The organism is Pseudolabrys sp. FHR47, assembly GCF_005153485.1.
In the GTDB taxonomy this organism is placed as follows: Bacteria; Pseudomonadota; Alphaproteobacteria; order Rhizobiales; family Xanthobacteraceae; genus Pseudolabrys.
In genome coordinates this window covers 3,168,680-3,184,674 of record NZ_CP039740.1, presented here as the reverse complement: position 1 = coordinate 3,184,674, position 15,995 = coordinate 3,168,680, and the positions used below count along the sequence as shown (strand labels likewise).

Below are 15,995 nucleotides of genomic sequence, written 5' to 3'. Positions count from 1 at the left end.
GATCAGTGATTGGCCTGGCCGCCGAGATAGGTCGCGATCAGGCGCGGATCGTCGATCAGGGTGGCGGACGAACCGGAATTCACGATCTCGCCGGTCTCCATCACATAGCCGAAGCTCGCGGTCTCGAGTGCGGCGCGTGCATTCTGCTCGACCAGCAGGATCGATACGCCGGTGTCCTGCAGCGAGGCGATGATGCGGAAGATCTCCTTGGTGATGAGCGGCGCGAGACCGAGGCTCGGCTCGTCCAGCATCAGGAGTTTAGGCTTGGCCATCAGCGCGCGGCCGAGCGCCAGCATCTGCCGCTCGCCGCCGGACAAGGTGCCGGCTTTTTGCGCATGGCGTTCGCGAAGGCGCGGGAAGCGCCCGTAGACTTCCTCCATCGAAGCCTTGATCGCCACTGAGCCGTCGCGGCGCGTATAGGCGCCGAGCAGCAGGTTGTCATAGACCGACATGTCGGCGAACAGTTCGCGCCGCTCCGGCACCAGACAGAAGCCCATCTCGATGCGGTCTTCGGTCGGCAACGACGTGATGTCGATGCCGTCGAAGACGACGCGGCCGGCCGCCGGAATCATGCCGATGGCGCTGGTCAGAAGGCTGGTCTTGCCGGCGCCGTTCGGGCCGATCACGGTAACGATCTGGCCGCGATCGACTTCGAGCGAGACATTGCGCACGGCCTCGGCCTTGCCGTAGCTGACGCTGACATTCTGGATGGAGAGCAGGGCCATCAGGCGACGCCTCCGAGATAAGCTTCCTGCACGCGGGTATCGGCGCGCACCGCGGCCGGATCGCCCTCGCACAGCTTGCAGCCGAATTCCATGACGACGATGCGGTCCACAAGACCCATGACGAATTCCATGTCGTGCTCGACCAGCAGGATGGTGAGGCCCTCGGCGCGCAAGGTGCGCAGCAGTTCGGCGAGCGCCAGCTTTTCCTGGCGGCGCAGGCCGGCGGCCGGTTCGTCCAGCACCAGCAACACCGGGTCGGCCGCGAGCGCGCGGGCGATCTCGAGAACGCGCTGATTGCCGAGCGGCAAATTGCCGGCGAGTTCGTAGGGCCGGTCGCCGAGGCCGACGCGATCGAGTTGTTTCATGGCCTCGTGGCGCGCGCGGGCCTCCTCGGCGCGATCGAGACGCAGCGCGCTTTTGATGAAGCCCGCTTTGGTGCGGCCATAGGCGCCGAGCAGCACGTTGTCGATCAGCGTCATCTTCGGCCGCAGCTTGACGTGCTGGAAGGTGCGGGCGATGCCGGCGGCGGCGATCTTCGAGGCGTTGGCACCGGTGATGTCCTTGCCGGCGAAGGTGATGCGCCCGGCGCTGGGCTGCAGCGCGCCGGTGATCAGGTTGAACATCGTGGTCTTGCCGGCGCCGTTCGGACCGATGAGCGCCAGGATTTCGCCGGCACGAACGTCAAAGCTGACGTCGTTGACCGCGATCAGGCCGCCGAAGCGGCGCGTCACCGCGTCGACCTGCATCAGGGCCGTGTCCTTGGCCGGCTGTTGCTGGCGCGGCAGGGCTTCGGCCTGCGGCGGGCGTTCGCGATGCGGCTCGGGAATCCACTGCGCGATGAAGGGTACGATGCCGTTGCGGGCACGCTGCAGGAACAGGATGAACAGCGAGGCGAAGACCACGACCTCGAGCTGGCCGGAGGAGCCCGGCGCTATTTTCGGCAGCACGTCCTGGATGCCGTTCTTGAGCAGGATGATGATCGCCGCGCCGACCACGGCGCCGAGCAGATAGCCGGAGCCGCCGATCATCGCCATCATCAGGAAGATGATGCTCATGGTGACGTCGAAGGGCGTCGGGCTGACGAAGCGGCTCATATGGGCGTAGAGCCAGCCGGACAAAGCGGCGCAGAGCGCAGCGATGACGAAGGTGATGAGCCGGATCTGCAGAGCATTGACGCCGAGCGATTCCACCAGCGCATTGCCGCCGCGCAGCGCCCGCAGCGCGCGGCCGACACGCGAATCCAGGAGGTTGTGAATGCCGAGCATGGACAGCAGCAGCGCACCCCAGATCAGGTAGAAGATCTGTCCGCTGTCGGTGAGCGCAACGCCGGCGATTGAGATAGGCGGCAGCGACGGGATGCCGTCATAGGCGCCGAGGCCGGGGATATTGCCGAAACTGAAATACAGCGCCAGGCCCCAGGCGATCGTGCTCAGCGACAGGAAGTGGCCGCCGAGGCGCAGGGTCACGGCGCCGAGAATGGCGGCGATCAACCCAGTCAGCACCAGCGCGAGGATGAGGCCGAGCCACGGCGAATAGCCCATCACCGCCGATGCCCAGCCCGTCGCATAGGCGGCGATGCCCATGAACGAGGCCTGGCCGAACGAAACCATGCCGGCATTGCCGGTGAGCAGCACGAGGCCGAGCGCAATCAGCGAATAGACGCCGATATAATTGAGCAGCGTGATCGAGAACGGCGCGAGATAAAGCGGCGCCCCGAGCAGTGCGACGAAGGCGAGAACGCCGACGGCGATGGTGATCTGCCGGCTCATTCCTCGTCCTCTTCCTCGGCGTGAACCAGCGTATAGGACCGCCACAACAGGACGGGGATCAGGATCGAGAACACGATCACGTCCTTGAACGGGCTCGACAGGAACGCGGCGAAGCCCTCGAGAATGCCGACGAACATCGAGCCGACGGCGGTGACCGGGAAGCTCACCATGCCGCCGATGATGGCGCCGACGAACGACTTGAGGCCGATCAGGAATCCTGAGTCGTAGAAGATGGTGTTCACGGGCGCGATCAGGATGCCGGACACGGCGGCGAGCACGGAGCTGAGCAGGAAGGCGATAGTGCAGGCCTGCTGCGGGCGGATACCCATTAGTCGCGCGCCGGTGCGGTTGATCGCCGTGGCATGCAGCGCCTTGCCGTAAAGCGTGAAGTTGAAGAACAGGTAGAGCAGGAAGCTGAAGAAGATTGCCGAGCCCAGGATCAGCATGGCCTGGCCGGATACCGGCGTGCCGGCGATGATAGTCGTGAAGTCGACCAGGCTCTGCGTGCGCACGCCTTCCGGGCCGAAGAACAGGAGGCCGAGGCCGCTCATGGCGAAGTGCAGTGCGACCGACACGACCAGCAGCAGGAGCACGGTGGCGTCCGCGATCGGCTGATAGACGATGCGATTGAGCAGCGGCGCGATCGGCAGGATGACGGCGACCGTCAGGAAGAGGCGCAGCGGCGTCGGCAGCAGCGTGCCGGCGGTGAGCCAGATGACCGCCGCGGGGATGAGCGGCAGAACGAGATAGAAAAGGAGGGCGCGTGGGATCTTGCCGGTCGCGCCGGACCGCCAAAGGCTGAAGATTTCCATCAACGTCGCCAGGACCGCGAGGAAGGCGACCATGCCGACGGTGCCGGGCAGATGCTTGTTCTCGAGGCTCGCCAGCGTCAGGGCCGTGAAGGCGGCGATGTCGCCGAAGGGGACGAAGATGATCCGCGTGACCGCGAAGATCAGGACGAAACCGATGGCGATCAGGACATAGATGGCGCCCGAGGCGATGCCATCGATGGCCAATATCGCGGCGATCTGTGCGTTCATGGTGGTGTGCTCAAATCGCCGCGATACCGGATTCGCTGTTTAGGGCTGGTACACCCACTTGCCGTCGACGAGCTTGACGACGACGAGGCTGCGCTCATCGACGCCGAAATAGGACTTCGGCGTGAAGTTGTAGACGGCATGCACGCCGGCGACGTTCTTGTTGGCATAGACCGCGTCCATCACGGCCTGGCGGAACTCCTGGGTGCCGGGCTTGGCCTTGGTCATCGCGACCTTGGCGGCTTCGAGGAACACGACCCAGGCGTCGAAAGCATAGCCGGAGAAGCCGTCGTCGGCTTCGCCGCCATTCACCTTCTTGAAGGAATCGTGGAACGCGGTGCCGATCTTCTTGGCGAAGTGATCGTTCGGCAGCTGGCTGGTGACGACGACCGGACCGGCCGATACCTGCGTGCCTTCGGCAGCCTTGGCACCGATGCGCACGAAGTCGCGGTTCAAGAGCGAAGGGGTGCCGTAAAACGGCCCCTTGAAGCCGAGCTTGCGCAGCTCGAGCAGCGGCAATGCACCCTGTGTCGCCGAACCGCCGTTGATGAAGGCTTCGGGGCTCGCCGCCACGACCTTGAGCGCCTGCGCGGTCACGGACGTGTCGGTGCGGGCATAGCGTTCGTTGGTGAGGACCTTCGGACCGCCATTCGCTTCGGCCGCCTTGGCGCCGTTATAGACGAGGTCGCCCCAGGAATCGGAGAAGCCGATGAAGCCGACGGTCTTGATGCCATCGCGTTTCATGCGATCGGCGATCACCTTCACCATCAGCGGCGGCGTCTGCACCATGCTGATGCCCCACGGGTGGCCGTCGGCCGGGATCGGAACGCTGACCGGCGATACGGCGAAGAACGGCACCTTCAATTCATTGGCGACGGTCAACATCGCGTTGGTGCCGGGCGCGCTCGACGTGCCGATCATGACGTCGACCTTGTCCTGCTCGACAAGCTTGCGCGCATTCTTGGTCGCCTGAGACGGATCCGAGCCGTCGTCGAGCTTGATCAGTTTGATCTTCACGCCGCCGAGCTCGCTCTGGTAGGCGTAGGCGGCGTTCATGCCCTTTTCGTAGTTGAGACCGATCGAGGAAGCGGGCCCGCTGAGCGATGTCACAAAGCCGACCGTGATCTCCTGTGCGTGCGCCGTACCTGCAAGAAGCAAACCGGCAAACGCTGAAACGCCGAACACGAGTTTTCGCATGGTGATCTTCCTGCCTTTAATGGTGTCGCCTGTTCACGAGACTTCCAAAGAAACTCACGCTGTCAGAGGCCGGCCGGACATTCCGGTCTGCTTCCCATGCCGCTGCGACATGCATGTCTCGCGCCAATTCCGCGACGCAGGACAACAATCCACGCCCGAAGCACGTGCTTGCCGCTGTCGGCAATTATTTTAATCTTAAAATGATCGGTTTTGGCGAGTCAACAAGCGCCCGCGTCGCAAGCGCTTTTAAGTGCGTTTAACCTTGTAGCCGGCGGCTTCGCGGTCCCACGTCTGGGCGGTGACGCCCCGTTCGGTCAGTTTGTATTTCTGAACCTTGCCGTTTTCGGTCGTGGGCAGGACATCGACGATGTCGACGTAACGCGGCACTGCGAAATAGGGTAGGCGCGGTTCGCAATACTGGATCAGGTCGAGCGGATTAAGCGTCTGGCCGGGATGAAGAACCGCGGCGATCATTACTTCATCCTCGGCCAGGGAGGATCGCACCGGGAAGGCCGCGGCCAGTGCAACCGCAGGATGGCTCAGAAGAACCTGTTCGACTTCGAATGACGAGATATTTTCGCCGCGGCGGCGGATCGCATCCTTGATGCGGTCGACGAAACGGAAATAGCCGTCGCTCTCGCGCACGACGCGGTCGCCGGTGTGAAACCACAGATTTTGCCACGCTTCGACGGTCTTTTCGGGTGCGGCAAAATAACCGGTGGCAAAGGCAAACGGTTCGTTCGCGCGCACCAGCAATTCGCCGGGCTCGCCATCGGGCACGTCGTTATCGTCTCCATCGACGACGCGCGCCTCAAAGCCGGCGAAGACGGTGCCCATCGTGCCCGGACGTTGCCGGTCCCATGTCGTGCCGATGGCAAAATTGGTTTCGGTCGAGCCCCAGCCGTCGACCAACTTGATGCCGGTGCGTTCGGTGAATTCCTCATGGAAGCGCGCGGGCACACCGGGCGCCAGCGCAATCTTCACCTTGTGTGCGCTTTCCTCGGGCGAGCGCGCGCGCGACAGCAGAATGGGCACCATGGCGCCAAGCACATAGGTGGCGGTCGCCTGCGAGCGCGTCAGTGCGGCATAGAAGTCCGATGCGGAGAAACGCTTTTCGTAAACGACGCTGATGCCCATCAGCATCGCCTGGAAGAATGTGTTGAGCGCGTTGGTGTGGAAGAGGGGCAATGTCGATTGCAGACGATCATCGCCGCTCAGGCTTAGAAGCGCGGCGGTGTTGGCGCCCCACCAGAAATATTGTGCGTGCGGACAGCAGACGCCTTTCGATGGCCCGGTCGTGCCGGATGTATAAAGAATGGTCAGCATGTCGCGCGGCCGCATCACCGCGGCTTCGCAGGTCGCGCGCGCGGCCGGCACCGGCTGCGACACGAACTTGCCGGCCTGCAGCGGCTTGTCCGCGTCGATGGTCCAGATCGTTTCGAGCGGCAGCGCCGCGAAATCGAGATGCTTGAGATTGCCTGCGAATTGGCCTTCGACGATGAGCAGGCGGGCAGCCGAATTGGTCAGGATGTGCTGCAACTGATGGCCGCGCGAGGCGGTGTTGATCGGCACGGAGACGGCGCCGATCCAGGCGCAGCCGAGAAAGGCGCGTATGAACTCGAAGCGGTTGGAGCAGATCAGCGCGACGCGATCGCCTTTTTTGATGCCTGCGGCGAGCAATGTCGCGCCGAACGCGGCGGCTTCATCGCGGGTTTGCGCATAGGTCCAGGACCGATCGCCAAAGCCGACCAGTGGCTTATCGCCATACCGGACGGCTTGTCGCGTCAGCATCGCCGGCACGGTGCGATCGCCGGGCGCGAAGCTTTGCGACAATTGCCGCACCAGCGCCGCGGCGGCGGGGTTCGGTTCGGACGAGAATGGCTGCGATGACTTGGACATTCTGGAAAATATTTCTAACTTAAAATATCTTGGCTCCGCAACGGAATTCGCACAAGGGCGGGCAGGTCCGCGGGAGGCATCGATGCGCATCTGGTATCAAAGCTATGTCGACTACGATAACGGCAAGATTTATTGGGACCGGCTGCGTGCCCATTTGAAGACAGTTGTCGACGAAGGCACCGAGGTTGAGGTGCATGGCATCACGCCGCACGATTCCTATGCGCATCCGATCGTCGAGATGCGCTGCGCGCGCGAGGTCATCTGCAACGCGGTGCGTGCCGAGCGTGAGGGCTATGACGCCTTCGTCGTCGGTCACTTCCAGGATGCCGGCCTTTACGAAGCGCGTTCAGTTGTGAACATCCCGGTGGTGGCGCTCGGCGAGGCTTCGATGCTGTACAGCTGCCAGCTCGGTCAGCGTGTCGGCATTGTCACCATCAATACCCGGTACATTCCGTGGTTCCGTCATCAGATCGCCAAGTATGGCCTTGAGCGCCGCATCACCGGCATCCATGCGATGCAGTTCGAGCCGGGGCAGATCCTGAAAGCCTATGAATCCGAAGCGCTCGCCGAAAAGGTGAAGGACCTGTTCGCCGAGCAGGCCAAACCGCTGGTCGCGGATGGTTGCGAGGTGCTGATCCCCGGTGGCGGCATCCCGATGCTGCTGTTCTCGGCGATCCACGGCCATGCCGTGGACGGCGCGCCGGTGATCAACGGCATCCCGATCGCCGTCAAAATGGCGGAACTGGCGGTGAAACTGCGCAAACTGGCCGGCGTCGGCGTCAGCCGCGCGGGCGAATTCGTCAAAGCGCCGCCGGAAATCATCGAGGAATTCATGACCCACCCGAAAGGTCTGTAAAACCGGGCCACGGGGACATTGCCAAGCGGATTATTTTAGACCTAAAATAATCCGCACATGTCCGAAACCCTGACATTGACCGTGACGGAAGCGCGGTCCGAAACGCCGCTAGTCCGCGCCGTCACCCTGGCGCGGACGCATGGCGAACCGCTGCCGTCCTGGCAGCCGGGCGCGCATATTCGCGTCAAACTGCCGGGCGGCGATGATCGTTCCTATTCGCTGATCAACCTGCGCGACGATGCGCAGGCGACGACACGGCCCAAGGCCTACAGCCTCGGTATCCGGCTCGAAGACCCGAGCCAGGGCGGCTCGCGCTTCATGCATGCGCTCAAAGCCGGCGACAGCGTCGAGGTGCTGGCGCCGTCCAACAATTTCCCGCTCAATCCGGGCGCTGAACCCGTCGTGCTGATCGCCGGCGGTATCGGCATTACGCCGATCGCCTCGATGGCGGCGGCGCTGACCACCGACAAGCGGCCATACCGACTTTACTACGCCGGACGCTCGCGCGAGCAGCTCGCCTTCGTCCCGGCGCTTCAGGCGTTATGTGGTGACAAGCTTGTGCTGCATGTCGACGATACCGCCGGACATGTATTCGACATTCGCGGCCTGATGGCGTCGCTGAAGAACAATGAGCCGGTCTATTGCTGCGGTCCGCGCGCGATGATCGACACCGCCATTGCCGCCGCCAGGGATCTCGGCTGGGACAACGGCCGGCTGCGCTTCGAGCTGTTCACCGCGGCGGTGCCGGCCGCCGGCGATGCGTCGTTCGAGGTCGTCTTGAAAAGCTCCGGCGAAAGCTTTCTAATTCCGCCCGACAAAACCATCCTCGACGTGCTGATCGATGCCGGCAAGGACCCGCTGCACGACTGCAAGCGCGGCGATTGCGGCATCTGCCAGGTGGATGTGGTCGAAGGCGTGCCGGACCACCGCGATTATATCCTCACCGATGCCGAAAAGGCCGAGGGGAAAAAGATGCAGATTTGCGTGTCACGATCCAAGAGCCCGCGTCTGGTTCTCGATTTGTGACGACCGTAACGGAGAAGGGCGATGGCGAGATACCGCGACAACGTCGAAGCAGTCCGTAACCTGGTGCGTCCGGCCGAAGTGCATCGCGACGTCTATATCGACGACGAGGTGTTCCAGCTCGAGATGGAGCATCTGTTCGCCAACACCTGGGTCTATATCGGCCATGACAGCCAGGTGCCCAACCCGGGCGATTACTTCGGCACCACGATCGGCCTGCAGCCTGTGTTGATGGTTCGCCACACCGACCAGTCGGTGAAGGTGCTGTTCAATCGCTGCCCGCACAAGGGCACGCGCATCACGACGGAAACCTGCGGCAACACCGGCAAGTTCTTCCGCTGCCCGTATCACGCCTGGAGCTTCAAGACCGATGGTTCGCTGCTCGCGATCCCTCTGAAGAAAGGTTACGAGAACACCGGTCTCGAGCAGAGCCATGCCGGGCAGGGCATGACGCCGGTGCGGCACGTGCACAATTATCGCGGCTTCGTTTTCGCCAAGATCAATGATTTCGGCCAGGGCTTCGAGGAATTCTTCGGCGAGAGCCTGTCGAGCTTCGACAACATGATCGACCGCTCGCCGGTCGGGAAACTCGAAGTCGCCGGCCTGCCGTTGCGTTACATGCACAACTGCAATTGGAAGATGCTGGTCGAGAACCAGACCGACACCTGCCACCCGATGGTCGCGCATGAGTCCTCGGCCGGCACCGCGGTCAATGTCTGGAAGAATGCGCCGCCCGGCACCAGAAAGCCGATGGCGGTGGAGATCTTCGCGCCGTTCATGAGCCCGTATGAGTTCTTCGAGAACATGGGCATCCGCGTCTGGCCGAACGGCCACGGCCACACCGGCGTTCATCACTCGATCCACTCGGACTATTCGGCCATTCCGGGCTATTTCGAGAAGATGGTGGCGGCCTACGGCGAGGAGCGCGCAAAGCACATCCTCGGCGAAAACCGCCACAACACGGTCTATTTCCCCAATCTGATGATCAAGGGGCCGATCCAGCTCATCCGTCTGTTCAAGCCGCTGGCACCGAACAAGACCCTGGTCGAGTCCTATACCTTCCGTCTGGTCGATGCGCCGGATGTGCTGCTCGAGCGTACGCAGATGTACAACCGGCTCATCAATGCGCCGACCTCGGTGGTCGGCCATGACGATCTGGAAATGTACGAGCGCGCCCAGGAAGGCCTGCATGTCGACGCCAATCAATGGGTCAATGTGCAGCGGCTCTACGATCCGGCCGAACCGGTCGATGTGACGGCCGAGACCAACGGCACGACCGAATGGCAGATGCGGAACCAGTTCCACGCCTGGCAGAAATTCATGACAATGTCGATGTAAGCAGGCGCTCATGACAAGCCCGACCGACAAAGAGATCATCGACTTCGTCATCCACGAGGCGCGGTTGCTCGACCAGCACCGCTTCGAGGAGTGGCTCGCCCTCTACACCGACGACGCCTATTACTGGATGCCGCTGGAGTGGGGGCAGACCGATCCCAAGCTGGTCGGCTCGTTGATGTACGAAGACAAGCTGCTGCTGCAGATTCGCGTCGAGCGGCTCAAGGGCAACCGCACTTTCTCGCAGAAGCCGAAGAGCCGCTGCCACCACGTCCTGCAGACGCCGCAGATCGACAGCCGCGACGATGCGAAGAACGAATATGTCACCTGGACGCCGATGCATTACGTCGAGACGCGGCACGACGATCAGCAGCTTTACGCCGCCTGGGCGACGCATACGCTGACCGTGGTCGGCGGCGTCCTCAAGATCAAGCTGAAGCGCGTCGACCTCGTCAATTGCGAGGCGGCCTTCGGCAACATCCAGTTGTTCATGTGATGGGGGCATTGAGCGACCCGCAACGAAACGCCCGTCGTGGATACGACGGCGTGGTGATGTGCGCGCCGGTGACGGTGCCCTATGTCCGGTATTCGACCGACACCGCGCATTGGTGGATCGGCCGCGCGCTGCATCAACTGACCAAGACGGCGGGCATTACGCCGAAGGACCTCGACGGCCTCGTTCTATCGAGCTTTACCACCGGCGCCGACAGCGCGGTGGGCATGACGCAGCATCTCGGCCTGTCGCCGCGCTGGCTCGATCATGTGCCGATGGGCGGGGTGAGCGGCGTTGTCGGCCTGCGCCGGGCCGCCCGCGCCGTGCAGAACGGCGATGCCCAGTTCGTCGCCGTTGTCGCCGGCGACACCAACCACGTCGATTCGTTCCGCAAGACGCTGTCGTCGTTCTCGCGCTTCGCGCAGGACGCGGTCTATCCTTACGGCTCCGGCGGCGCCAACGCCTCCTTCGCGCTGATCACCAAGAACTACATGAACAAGTATGGCGTAACGCGCGAGGATTTCGGCAAAATCTGCGTGGCGCAGCGCGACAATGCGCTGTCTATCCCCTTCGCCATGATGAAGAAAAAGCTGACGCTCGATGAATACATGAATGCGCGACCGATTTCGGATCCGCTGCATCTGTTCGACTGCGTCATGCCCTGCGCCGGGGCCGAGGCGTTCCTTGTCTGCCGTGAGGATGTGGCCAAGTCGCTCGGATTGCCGGCGGTGCGCATTCTCTCCACCATCGAACGGCACAACTCGTTTCCTGACGACCCGATCCAGGTGCGCGGTGGCTGGGCCGTGGATATCGATGACCTCTGGCAGATGGCCGGCGTCAAGCCGGACGACGTCGATCTGTTGCAAACTTACGACGACTATCCGGTGATCATCACCATGCAGTTCGAGGATCTCGGCTTCTGCAAGAAGGGCGAGGGCAAGGATTTCATCCGCCAGCACACCTTCACCACGGACGGCAGCTTTCCGCACAACACATCGGGCGGACAGTTGTCGACCGGGCAGGCGGGCGCGGCGGGAGGCCATCTCGGCATCACCGAGGCGATGCGCCAGTTGATGGGCCAGCCGATCGGCAAGCCGGTCAAGGATGCGAAGATCGCCGTGGTCTCCGGTTTCGGCATGATCAATTACGATCGCGGCCTGTCGTCGGGCGCCGCCGTTCTGGCGAGGGCATCATGACCGAGCCACTCGTTCGCCCGAAACGCAAGAACCCGCTCAAGCGCACCCGGCAGCCGCTTTATCCGCAATCAATCCGCAGCCGCACCGCCCATGGCCTGACCTTGGCGGCGGCCGAAGGCCGCTTCGAGCTGCAGACCTGCGAGGAATGCAGCGCGGTGTTCTATCCGCCGCGCGATGCCTGCCCGAAATGCCTGTCGGACCGGGTTCCGTTCAAACCGGTCGACAATCGCGGTATGCTGCTCGCCGAAACGACGATCCGCACCTCGACCGATCCCTACTTCCGCGAACGCACGCCCTGGCGCGTCGGCCTGACCAGGCTCGACATCGGGCCGGTGATCCTGTCGCATATCCACGGCGACGTTCTTGAAGGTGACCGCGTACGCCTCGATCTCAAGCTCGACAAAGGCGGCGCGCCGGTGATGATTGCGTTGCCAGCGAAAGACACCCCCAACATGGCCGACGATCCGCACTTACGCGAAATGACGTCCGACCCGAAGTTCCGCCGTGTGCTCATTACCGATGGCCGCACGCCGGTCGGGCAGGCGATGGCCAAGGCCTTCTCCGAGGCCGGATGCAATATCGTCTTCGTCGGCATTGCCGATCCGTGGAAGCCGTTTCCGGGGCAGGACGAGCTGAAAAAGATCGAGCGCGTCGAGATCGTGCCGCTTGATGTCACGGACACCGAGTCGGTGACCGAGCAGGCCGAGCAGAATGGCGGGCGCATCGACATCGTCGTCAACACCGCGGAGCACATTCGCGCCGGCGGCATCATGCAGCGCCGCGGCCTCACGGTGGCGCGCGAGGAGATGGATGTCCGTTACTTCGGCCTGATGCGGCTGGCGCAGGCGTTTGGCCCGGCGATGCGTGGCCGCGGCGCCGACGGCGTCAATTCGGCGGCGGCCTTCGTCAATCTCTTGTCGGTGCACGCGCTGATGAACTGGCCGCAATACGGCGCCTATTCGGCGGCCGAGGCGGCGTCGCTGTCGGCGTCGCAATGCTTGCGCGCGGAATTGCGACCCGGCGGCGTCAAGGTGCTCAATGTGTTCTTCGGGCCGCTCGACACCGAATGGTTCCAGACCGTGCCGCCGCCGAAGGTGACGCCGGCGGTGCTCGCCAAGGCGGTGGTGCAGGCGCTGCAGCGCGGGCTCGAGGATGTGTTCGTCGGCGACATAGCTGAGGATATCCGGGCGCGGCTCGCCGCCAATCCCAAGGCGCTCGAGCGCGAACTGGCAGGATAGGACAGGGTTATGGCTTCCGATCTTCTCGGCTTCGCCCAGCGCATCGCGCAAGGTTCGATCAAGGTGATCGACCTGACCGCGACCCTTTCGCAGGAATTTCCCACCATCGTATTGCCGCCGGAATTCGGCCAAGCGGCGCCGTTCCGCATCGAGGAAATCTCGCGTTACGACGAGCGCGGCCCGGCGTGGTACTGGAACAACTTTTCGATGTCCGAGCATGCTGGCACGCATTTCGACGCGCCGGTGCACTGGATTTCGGGCAAGGACCTGCCGAACAACGCCGTCGACACGATCGACCCGCGCAATTTCATCGCGCCGGCATCGGTGATCGATTGCTCCAAGGAATGCGCCGACAATCCGGACTTCGAACTGACCGTGCCGTTCATCGAGGCCTGGGAGAAGGCGCACGGCCGCATCAATGCCGGCGACTGGGTGCTGTTGCGCACCGACTGGTCGAAGAAGCCTTATCCGGAATATGCCGGCATGGGTGACGATGGCGCGCACACGCCGGGCCCGGTGCCAGCCGCGGTCAAATGGCTGGTCGAAGAGCGCGACGTGCACGGCTTCGGCACCGAGACCATCGGCACCGATTACGGCCAGGCGCAGCATTTCAATCCGCCTTATCCGGCGCACTTCTATATGCACGGCAAGGGCCGCTATGGCCTGCAGTGCCTGACCAATCTCGACCAGCTGCCGCCCAAGGGCGCGGTGATCGTGGCCGCGCCGCTGAAAATCAAGAACGGCTCGGGCAGCCCCTTGCGCGTTCTGGCGCTGGTGGAGGGGGCATGAGCGCGAATATTGCGATCGTCACCGGCGGCGCCTCCGGCATCGGCGCCGAGATCGTACGGCAATTGCTGGCAGCCGGCTACGAGGTCGTGGTGTTCGACCGACAGAAGCCGAAGAGCGCGGACGCCAAGTTGCACGGCGTCGAGGTTGATCTTTTGGACAACAACGCGGTGGCGCAGGCCGCCGCCGATATTGCCAAGCGCTTTGCCATTACTCACGTTGTGCACAATGCCGGCGCCATCCGGCCGGCGACCATCGAGCAGACGAAAATCGAGGATGTGCAGGCGCTGACGCAGCTGCATATTGGCGCGGCTTTGACCATCACGCAGGCCGTGCTGCCCGGCATGAAGGCGCGCGCCTTCGGCCGCATCGTCCTGATGTCGACGCGCGGCGCTTTAGGTTTGGCTTCGCGCACGGCCTATGGCTCGACGAAAGCCGGCGTCATTGGACTGGTACGGAGCTGGGCGCTTGAATTGGCGCCGGCCGGCATCACCGTCAACGCCGTGGCGCCGGGACCGATCGGCGACACCGACATGTTCCGCGGCGTCATCCCGGTCGGCGATCCGCGCGAGCAGACGCTCGCCGCCGCCATTCCGGTGAAGCGACTTGGCCGCAGCGACGACGTCGCGCGCGCGGTGATGTTCTTCGCCGATCCGGCGAACTCCTTCGTCACCGGGCAGACGCTTTTCGTCTGTGGTGGGTCGAGCGTGGGCTCGATTGTGATCTAGCGCGCTTAACCTCTCCCATGGGGAGAGGTCGGATCGCCGCAGGCGATCCGGGTGAGGGGTTACAGACCCGCGATTCAGGAACCCCCTCACCCCAACCCTCTCCCCGATGGGGAGAGGGAGCAGGCAGTGCGCTGGGCTAGCGCGCGGGCCAATTCGCTCTAATGCAAAAAGCTGTCGACGGTCTTCATTGCGCCGTCGAGCGCGACGCCTTCCTCATCCTTGAGTGCGGCCTCGCGCAGGCGGCGGACCCATTCGGCGGCGTCGTTGCGCCCTTCAAGCTTGTCGGCGGCGGCCATGACGCGGTCGAATTTCGAGAGCCCGCGCGCATGGGTGTCGGAGTAGCCTTTGACCAGACGGCGATTGTTGAGCAGTTCGACGGCGAGCTCGTAGTCTTTCACGGCAGCTTGTTTCACCCGCGCGAGCCAGGCATCGCGATGCGCGATCTCATTGGCGTGACGCAACGTGCCGCGGCGGAAGCGCTTCAGCCCGCCGAGAATATAAAGCATTAGGAACCAACGGATCGTCCCGGTGCGCACGCGGCGGCCGCGATTGACGATTTTGTCGAGGCGCTGAAAGAGACGCGGCCGTGACTCGATGAATCGGCCCAGCGCCTTCGGCAATGAACCGGCGACTTCGTCCATGCGCGGATGCATGAATTCGGTCGTATAGATGAGCTGATCCGGCGCGACGCCGACTTCCTTGCGCACGCGCTCGAAGCGGCTGGCCCGCGTCTTGAGATCGGCGACGCGATAGACGTCGTCATAGGCCATGGCGACGGCGATATATTTGGCGGCTGCCTCTGTGAGGGCATGGCCGCGATCAGCGCGATCCAGTCCGAGAATGCCTTTGACGAGATCGAGATATTCGCGGCCATAGGCGATATCCTGATAGTCGACGACGCGTTGCAGGCCGGCCGTGAGCATCGCCTGCGCTTCGGACGGAAACTCGGCCTGCGCACGCATCATCAGCGCGGCGTAGTCGCCTTGCGGTGTTTTCGGCGCGGCAACGGCCTTCTTCGGCGGCGTCGTAATCTCAAGCGGCGTCCCGGCCTTGGCGCGTTCATAGCCGGCGGCAAAGCCACGCAAGCTAGGCTCAACGCCGATGCCGGCGGCGCGGATGGTTGCTTCGTAAGCTTCGCGCGGGAAGGGCAGAGCGTCTGCGCCGGCGAGCGCGCCGAACAGCACCGCCGAAATGGCGCTGCCGGACTGCTCGCCGACGGCCGCCATGTCGAAGGCGATGAGCTTCCTGGCGCTGGCTTCCGCCGCCGTCAGCACGGTAGCCGGATCGCCGATGCCATCGCCCGGCGTCTGCTTCTCAACCACGGCATAGGCGCGATGCGACGACGCAATCAGCGTGGTGCGGTCGGGCGTCACCAGTCCGCGCTGGATGGCGCGGCCGGCCTCCATGAACTCTGCGCCGATGACGATGTCGACTTCGCCCGGTACCGCCATCAGCGACAGCACGGGCTTGAGGCCGTGCGGCGCGTTCGACGGCAGAGGCAATGCTTCGATGTAATAAATGGTGGCGCCGGTTCGCTGCGCGACGCCGGGCACGGACGTCGATTGCGCGGCCCAGCCATGGGCCTCGCACAGCGCGACGATCCAGTCGACCAGCACGCCGCCGCCCTGGCCGCCCATCGCCAGCACGGCAATGGCGAGCGGCTTGGTCGTATCGAGCGCGGTCGTTGAAGGGGCGGCGTTCATGGGGAAATGC

Annotated in this window: 14 protein-coding genes; 8 read left to right on the top strand and 6 right to left on the bottom strand. The window is 63.6% G+C overall.

Annotation, left to right across the window (positions count from 1 at the left end):
• Nucleotides 1–2 precede the first annotated feature (2 nt).
• The 5 genes from E8Q40_RS15595 to E8Q40_RS15575 form a co-directional block, all read right to left on the bottom strand.
• Nucleotides 3–728, bottom strand: coding sequence for an ABC transporter ATP-binding protein (locus E8Q40_RS15595; protein WP_137046765.1), 726 nt, complete (start codon nt 726–728; stop codon nt 3–5).
• Entirely contained in the window at nt 725–2,494 is a 1,770-nt protein-coding gene (locus E8Q40_RS15590; protein WP_137045405.1) for an ATP-binding cassette domain-containing protein, read from the bottom strand. Before E8Q40_RS15590 ends, E8Q40_RS15595 begins: the two co-directional genes overlap by 4 nt.
• The gene (locus E8Q40_RS15585; RefSeq protein ID WP_137045404.1) at nt 2,491–3,534 is read right to left on the bottom strand and encodes a branched-chain amino acid ABC transporter permease; all 1,044 of its coding nucleotides are present in this window, start codon (nt 3,532–3,534) and stop codon (nt 2,491–2,493) included. The genes E8Q40_RS15590 and E8Q40_RS15585 overlap by 4 nt, the downstream gene beginning before the upstream one ends.
• A 39-nt stretch (nt 3,535–3,573) precedes the next feature.
• Complete coding sequence (locus tag E8Q40_RS15580; protein WP_137045403.1) at nt 3,574–4,728, bottom strand: ABC transporter substrate-binding protein; 1,155 nt, start codon at nt 4,726–4,728, stop codon at nt 3,574–3,576.
• Nucleotides 4,729–4,974: 246 nt separating this feature from the next.
• Entirely contained in the window at nt 4,975–6,627 is a 1,653-nt protein-coding gene (locus E8Q40_RS15575) for an ATP-dependent acyl-CoA ligase (RefSeq protein WP_137045402.1), read from the bottom strand.
• Between the two features lie 82 nt (nt 6,628–6,709).
• On the opposite strand from E8Q40_RS15575, the gene E8Q40_RS15570 reads away from it, so the two are divergent.
• The 8 genes from E8Q40_RS15570 to E8Q40_RS15540 are packed head-to-tail and all read left to right on the top strand — an operon-like array spanning nt 6,710 to nt 14,282.
• Entirely contained in the window at nt 6,710–7,483 is a 774-nt protein-coding gene (locus tag E8Q40_RS15570) for an aspartate/glutamate racemase family protein (RefSeq protein ID WP_137045401.1), read from the top strand.
• A gap of 57 nt (nt 7,484–7,540) precedes the next feature.
• On the top strand, nt 7,541–8,509 hold the full coding sequence (locus E8Q40_RS15565) for a PDR/VanB family oxidoreductase (protein WP_137045400.1): 969 nt from the start codon (nt 7,541–7,543) through the stop codon (nt 8,507–8,509).
• Nucleotides 8,510–8,530: 21 nt separating this feature from the next.
• The gene (locus E8Q40_RS15560) at nt 8,531–9,844 is read left to right on the top strand and encodes an aromatic ring-hydroxylating dioxygenase subunit alpha (RefSeq protein ID WP_137045399.1); all 1,314 of its coding nucleotides are present in this window, start codon (nt 8,531–8,533) and stop codon (nt 9,842–9,844) included.
• 10 nt (nt 9,845–9,854) lie between these two features.
• Nucleotides 9,855–10,337 (top strand): aromatic-ring-hydroxylating dioxygenase subunit beta, encoded by a 483-nt coding sequence (locus tag E8Q40_RS15555; protein ID WP_137045398.1) that lies wholly within the window; start codon nt 9,855–9,857, stop codon nt 10,335–10,337.
• 56 nt (nt 10,338–10,393) lie between these two features.
• The gene (locus tag E8Q40_RS15550; protein WP_246663106.1) at nt 10,394–11,530 is read left to right on the top strand and encodes a thiolase family protein; all 1,137 of its coding nucleotides are present in this window, start codon (nt 10,394–10,396) and stop codon (nt 11,528–11,530) included.
• Complete coding sequence (locus tag E8Q40_RS22010; RefSeq protein WP_168197864.1) at nt 11,527–12,768, top strand: SDR family oxidoreductase; 1,242 nt, start codon at nt 11,527–11,529, stop codon at nt 12,766–12,768. Before E8Q40_RS15550 ends, E8Q40_RS22010 begins: the two co-directional genes overlap by 4 nt.
• Before the next feature lie 9 nt (nt 12,769–12,777).
• Nucleotides 12,778–13,557, top strand: coding sequence for a cyclase family protein (locus tag E8Q40_RS22005; protein WP_168197863.1), 780 nt, complete (start codon nt 12,778–12,780; stop codon nt 13,555–13,557).
• Nucleotides 13,554–14,282, top strand: coding sequence for an SDR family NAD(P)-dependent oxidoreductase (locus tag E8Q40_RS15540; RefSeq protein WP_137045397.1), 729 nt, complete (start codon nt 13,554–13,556; stop codon nt 14,280–14,282). The genes E8Q40_RS22005 and E8Q40_RS15540 overlap by 4 nt, the downstream gene beginning before the upstream one ends.
• A 158-nt stretch (nt 14,283–14,440) precedes the next feature.
• Here E8Q40_RS15540 and E8Q40_RS15535 read toward each other — a convergent pair whose 3' ends face one another.
• Complete coding sequence (locus tag E8Q40_RS15535) at nt 14,441–15,985, bottom strand: indolepyruvate oxidoreductase subunit beta family protein (RefSeq protein ID WP_137045396.1); 1,545 nt, start codon at nt 15,983–15,985, stop codon at nt 14,441–14,443.
• Nucleotides 15,986–15,995: the final 10 nt, after the last annotated feature.

What these genes read in the sequence shown, in the direction of transcription:
- E8Q40_RS15590 (WP_137045405.1), bottom strand. Translation starts at nt 2,494, where the DNA reads ATGAGCCGGCAGATCACCATCGCCGTCGGCGTTCTCGCCTTCGTCGCA.
- E8Q40_RS15585 (WP_137045404.1), bottom strand. Translation starts at nt 3,534, where the DNA reads ATGAACGCACAGATCGCCGCGATATTGGCCATCGATGGCATCGCCTCG.
- E8Q40_RS15580 (WP_137045403.1), bottom strand. Translation starts at nt 4,728, where the DNA reads ATGCGAAAACTCGTGTTCGGCGTTTCAGCGTTTGCCGGTTTGCTTCTT.
- E8Q40_RS15575 (WP_137045402.1), bottom strand. Translation starts at nt 6,627, where the DNA reads ATGTCCAAGTCATCGCAGCCATTCTCGTCCGAACCGAACCCCGCCGCC.
- E8Q40_RS15570 (WP_137045401.1), top strand. Translation starts at nt 6,710, where the DNA reads ATGCGCATCTGGTATCAAAGCTATGTCGACTACGATAACGGCAAGATT.
- E8Q40_RS15565 (WP_137045400.1), top strand. Translation starts at nt 7,541, where the DNA reads ATGTCCGAAACCCTGACATTGACCGTGACGGAAGCGCGGTCCGAAACG.
- E8Q40_RS15560 (WP_137045399.1), top strand. Translation starts at nt 8,531, where the DNA reads ATGGCGAGATACCGCGACAACGTCGAAGCAGTCCGTAACCTGGTGCGT.
- E8Q40_RS15555 (WP_137045398.1), top strand. Translation starts at nt 9,855, where the DNA reads ATGACAAGCCCGACCGACAAAGAGATCATCGACTTCGTCATCCACGAG.
- E8Q40_RS15550 (WP_246663106.1), top strand. Translation starts at nt 10,394, where the DNA reads ATGTGCGCGCCGGTGACGGTGCCCTATGTCCGGTATTCGACCGACACC.
- E8Q40_RS22010 (WP_168197864.1), top strand. Translation starts at nt 11,527, where the DNA reads ATGACCGAGCCACTCGTTCGCCCGAAACGCAAGAACCCGCTCAAGCGC.
- E8Q40_RS22005 (WP_168197863.1), top strand. Translation starts at nt 12,778, where the DNA reads ATGGCTTCCGATCTTCTCGGCTTCGCCCAGCGCATCGCGCAAGGTTCG.
- E8Q40_RS15540 (WP_137045397.1), top strand. Translation starts at nt 13,554, where the DNA reads ATGAGCGCGAATATTGCGATCGTCACCGGCGGCGCCTCCGGCATCGGC.
- E8Q40_RS15535 (WP_137045396.1), bottom strand. Translation starts at nt 15,985, where the DNA reads ATGAACGCCGCCCCTTCAACGACCGCGCTCGATACGACCAAGCCGCTC.